The organism is Janthinobacterium sp. GW460-12-1-14-LB5 (assembly GCF_059423585.1).
On the sequence record NZ_JBWKYD010000052.1, the window covers coordinates 2067 to 6301 of the forward strand.

At 59.9% G+C, this 4235-nt stretch carries 6 protein-coding genes; 3 read left to right on the top strand and 3 right to left on the bottom strand.

Annotated elements, in window-relative coordinates:
* The coding region (locus AC07X6_RS28305) for an IPT/TIG domain-containing protein (protein WP_494793188.1) at positions 1-1217 on the bottom strand (1217 nt) is incomplete at its 3' end.
* A gap of 566 nt (positions 1218-1783) precedes the next feature.
* Between AC07X6_RS28305 and AC07X6_RS28310 the strand changes: the two genes are divergently transcribed.
* From AC07X6_RS28310 to AC07X6_RS28320, 3 genes are read left to right on the top strand one after another with little or no spacing between them, the layout of a single operon-like run.
* Positions 1784-2287 carry a phage tail protein gene (locus AC07X6_RS28310; protein WP_494793189.1) on the top strand — a complete coding sequence of 168 codons (504 nt, stop codon included), beginning with the start codon at positions 1784-1786 and terminating at the stop codon, positions 2285-2287.
* A gap of 30 nt (positions 2288-2317) precedes the next feature.
* Positions 2318-2851, top strand: a complete 534-nt coding sequence (locus tag AC07X6_RS28315) for a phage tail protein (RefSeq protein ID WP_230542481.1) — start codon at positions 2318-2320, stop codon at positions 2849-2851.
* 52 nt (positions 2852-2903) lie between these two features.
* Complete coding sequence (locus tag AC07X6_RS28320; RefSeq protein ID WP_230542480.1) at positions 2904-3437, top strand: phage tail protein; 534 nt, start codon at positions 2904-2906, stop codon at positions 3435-3437.
* A 65-nt stretch (positions 3438-3502) separates the two neighbouring features.
* Here AC07X6_RS28320 and AC07X6_RS28325 read toward each other — a convergent pair whose 3' ends face one another.
* Positions 3503-3796, bottom strand: a complete 294-nt coding sequence (locus tag AC07X6_RS28325) for a DUF6916 family protein (RefSeq protein WP_230542479.1) — start codon at positions 3794-3796, stop codon at positions 3503-3505.
* 166 nt (positions 3797-3962) lie between these two features.
* The coding region (locus AC07X6_RS28330) for an autotransporter domain-containing protein (RefSeq protein WP_494793190.1) at positions 3963-4235 on the bottom strand (273 nt) is incomplete at its 5' end.

Sequence of the window (4235 nt, forward strand, 5' to 3'; positions counted from 1 at the left end):
TCTGCGGCGCTGGTGGCGCTGGTGCCTCCAATGGTGGTGACGCGCACGTCCACCGTACCCGTGCCGCTTGGCGCCGTCGCCGTGATCTGCGTGGCGCTGTTGACCGTAAAGCCAGTCGCGGCCGTGGCGCCGAAGGTCACGGCTGTAGCGCCGGTAAAGCGCGTGCCGGTGATGGTGACCGTGGTACCGCCAGTGGTGGGACCCGCGGTCGGCGAAATGCTGGTCACAATTGGCGCGCCGACATAGGTAAATTGATCGGCCGCGCTGGTGGTACTACCGCCGCCGGCAGTCGTGACGGTCACGTCCACCGTGCCTGCGCTGCCCGCCGGCGCCGTCGCCGTGATCTGCGTGGCGCTGTTGACCGTAAAGCCGCTGGCATTGGTGGCGCCGAACTTCACTGCCGTCGCGCCCGTCAAATTGGTACCGGTGATAATCACGCTGGTCCCACCACCGGTGGGGCCTGCCGTCGGCGAGATGCCGGTCACGGTCGGCGGCGGGGTGGCGTTGATCACCATGGAGTAGCTTCTGGACGTGTTGTACGGTCCGTTGCCGCCAGTGACATCCGTCGATTTGATCACGAAATTGAAGGTACCCAGGCTACCCGGCGTGCCCGAAACCAGGCCGCTGCTCGACAAGGTCAGGCCCGGCGGCAAGCTGCCCGATTCCACCACGTAAGTGTAGGGCGCGGTGCCATTCGAAGTGGACATCTGCTGGCTGTAGGGCGTCGACAATCCTCCCGCCGACAGGACCGTGGGCGTGATGGACAAGATTGGTATGGCGATCGACACGGAATAGTTCTTGGTGACGGTCAGCGGCGTGCCTGCCGTCGAATCAGTCACCTTGACGCCGAACACATAGGCGCCGGTCGCCGTCACGGTGCCGGAAATTACGCCGCTCGATGACACGGTGATGCCAGGTGGCAAGGTTCCAGTATCCAGCGCGTAGGTATAGGGAGCCACGCCACCGCTCGCCGACATGGCCTGGCTGTACGGCACGCCAATCACGGGTGCCGTCAAACCGGCCGGCGACACGCTAAAGGCTGCCGCGGGAGGCAGGACAGTCACCGTGAAAGTCACGGCCTTGCTGTCCTCGTCCCACAGAACAAAGCTGTCGGACAAGGCCCCGTCGCCATTATTAATATAGGTCGCAATACCGGTACCGTTACCGACGAGGCCGGTAATCATGCCGTGCTGCGCGCCGGGGATATTTTCCGTCAAGCCAAATTCGCTACAGGCAGACAAATCAATCACATAGGGGGCTCCTGATGCGACGGTAAAACTTCTCTGATTGGGAATACATTTCGTGCTCGGATCACCCGGATCCGCCTGTGCAGGACCTGCGACGAGTCCCAGCATCACCAGGCACAGCGAAGCGAACCAGTGCACGAAAAGGCCCGAGACTGGCGACCTGTCAGCGGCACGGTTTGGCATTCGTCCCTGGTTCCCAACAAAAAAAGAACGCAGAAAAGCAAATACCGGGCGGGCGATGACACCGTTGCAAATACGCAACATAGTTTCTCCAATACAGAATTTTTCAGACAAAAAAGAACGTGATTTCAGGCCGCCAGCAAGGTCCATTCCGAGCTCTTCTACAGTGCCAACAGATGTTGACGCTTGCCATATGACAACGTATGCTACCCCGAGATTTCAATAAAGTAACTATAACAAAAAGGGTTTTTTAAAATGCAATATTGATTGCAAATGGAAAATATTGCTCATTTGAAATTTAATGACATTCCAACCGTGGGAGAACGATGATGGCTGATGTGTATCTAGGACAAATCATGATGGGCGGTTTCAATTTTGCGCCGCGTGGCTTTGCAGCATGTAACGGGCAATTGCTGCCAGTTGCGCAGAATCAGGCGCTGTTCGCACTGTTGGGCACGTATTACGGCGGCAATGGCAGTACCACCTTTGCCTTGCCTGACTTGCAAGGCAGTACCCCTGTCGGTGCAGGCAGTTCGGTGGATGGTTCCTGGCAACCCACGCCCTATCAGATCGGCGCGCGCGTGGGGGTCGAGGCTGTCACCTTGATATCGACCGAGATGCCACAGCACACGCATGCGGCCAATACGGTGACCACGCCCGGCACTTCGAAAAACCCCACGAATACCCTGTTTGGCGGCAGCGGCGCGGAATTCATCTACGGTTCGGCGGGCCCGCAAGTCACCCTCTCCAGCAAGACCCTTGCGTTGACCGGCGGCAACCAGGCGCATAACAATATGCAGCCGTTCTCGGTCATCAACTTCAATATCGCCTTGAGCGGTATCTTCCCGTCGCGCAACTAACGAATCAGCCACCTCTTACGGAGCATAGTCATGACCACACCCTATGTCGGCGAAATTCGCCTGTTTGCCTTTCCCCGCATTCCCAGCGGCTGGTTCGCCTGCGACGGCAGCCTGAAACCGATCGCCAATAATGAAGTGCTGTACACCCTGCTGGGCACCACCTACGGCGGCGACGGCGTCAACACTTTTGCCGTGCCCGACTTGCGCGGCCAGGTTCCCCTGCATATGGGTACCGGTCCCGGCCTGAGCAACCGGCCCCTGGGGCAACGAAGCGGCAGCGAATCCGTGACCCTGCTTGCCACCCAGCTTCCTTCGCATACGCACCCGTACAATGTGAACAGCACCCTGGCGACGGCGAATGTGCCGGCGGCCAACCTGCTGCTGACTGCCCCGTCGAATAACGACAAGATGTACACGAGCGATCTGACCGGGCTGACCGCCTATGCACTGGCAACCACCGCCACGGGCGCGACAGGCGGCAACCTGCCGCACGCGAACACCATGCCAACCCTGACAGCGTCATTTTGCATCGCATGGGCAGGCATTTTCCCATCGCAGCAATAACAGCCAGCAAGCTAGCTAGCGCAGCCCATAAAATCGATCAGGAGAACCTACCGTGACAACACCATACCTTGGCGAGATACAAGTCTTCGGCTTCAATTTCACACCCTACGGATGGGCCAGCTGCAATGGCGCCACCCTGCAGATCCAGCAACATGCCGCGCTGTTTTCCTTGATCGGCACACAGTATGGCGGCAATGGAACCACCACCTTCCAGCTGCCCAACTTCACGGGACGCGCGCCCTGCAGCCAGGGACAAGCACCCAGCCTGACGCCGCGCGTGATGGGCGAGACCTTCGGCACCAACAGTGTCGCATTGAACGTCACGGAAATCCCGAACCACACCCATCAACTCACTGTGTACCGCCAGCCCACCGCCGCCCTGCAGCACAACACACCGCTCGCTGGCGATGGCTTGATTGCGCTTGGCGGCACGTCCGCATTCGTGCCGGCAACGCCGCCCAATGTCACGCTGGCCCCGGCGGCGATCGGTACCGCTGGCGGCGGCCAGGCGCATGAAAACCGCCAGCCGTTGCTAGCGGTCAATTTCTGCATCTCCCTGCAAGGCGAATTCCCGTCATTTGATTAAGCTTGCTTGATCCAGGCAGACGGCGCCATCGCGGCGCCCGCCTTGCCCTTCTCCCCGTACTGACCTCAGTTAAACACTGCCTGGTACAGAAAGCCGTGGCTGTCACGCGCCACCGGCACCAGAAAGATACCCACCTCGCCCAACGCTTCATGCTGCATCTGGAAGATTTTCTGGTTGAACAGGATGGGCGAGCTATTGTGAAACAACAGGCTGAACGGCTTGCGCATCAAGCCCTCCAGGGTCGCTGACGGCAGCGGGCGCACTTCCTTCAGGACAAAGGCGGCATTCCCGTCAGCGGCCGCAACAAACGTCTCGTTGACGCGCGCGGCAAAATGTTCGAGGGTCAGGACATTCATCATTCCAGGTATTCCATTCCGTAAGCAGTGTGGTCAAGACGATGCCTGATTCTAATGGAATCATTGCCGCCCTGGCACGGCAATGACGTGAAAAAACAGCCGCCACATGCGCCACGGGGCGGGAGCAGCTTGCTCCCGCCCCGCGGCGTCACTTCCTTGAATTGCAGGCCTACCTGAGCGGCATGGCGATGCCGAACATCACCGACTGGGTACGCCCGCTATCGATATTCAGATTGCTGTTGTAGTCCAGCGTGATGGTCATGCCGTTCGACAGGAGCAATTTCACGCCCAGCCCCGCCGTCCAGTTGCCCGTCTGCTGCGGCACCGTGCGGATCACGTACACGGGACCGTCGGCCACCAGGTCGGCATACGCCAGGCGCGCATCATCGGCGCCCTGGAACTGGTGCCGGTACTCGAGCCGCGCGCGCGGGAACCACGTGCC

What these genes read in the sequence shown, in the direction of transcription:
- AC07X6_RS28310 (WP_494793189.1), top strand. Translation starts at nt 1,784, where the DNA reads ATGATGGGCGGTTTCAATTTTGCGCCGCGTGGCTTTGCAGCATGTAAC.
- AC07X6_RS28315 (WP_230542481.1), top strand. Translation starts at nt 2,318, where the DNA reads ATGACCACACCCTATGTCGGCGAAATTCGCCTGTTTGCCTTTCCCCGC.
- AC07X6_RS28325 (WP_230542479.1), bottom strand. Translation starts at nt 3,796, where the DNA reads ATGATGAATGTCCTGACCCTCGAACATTTTGCCGCGCGCGTCAACGAG.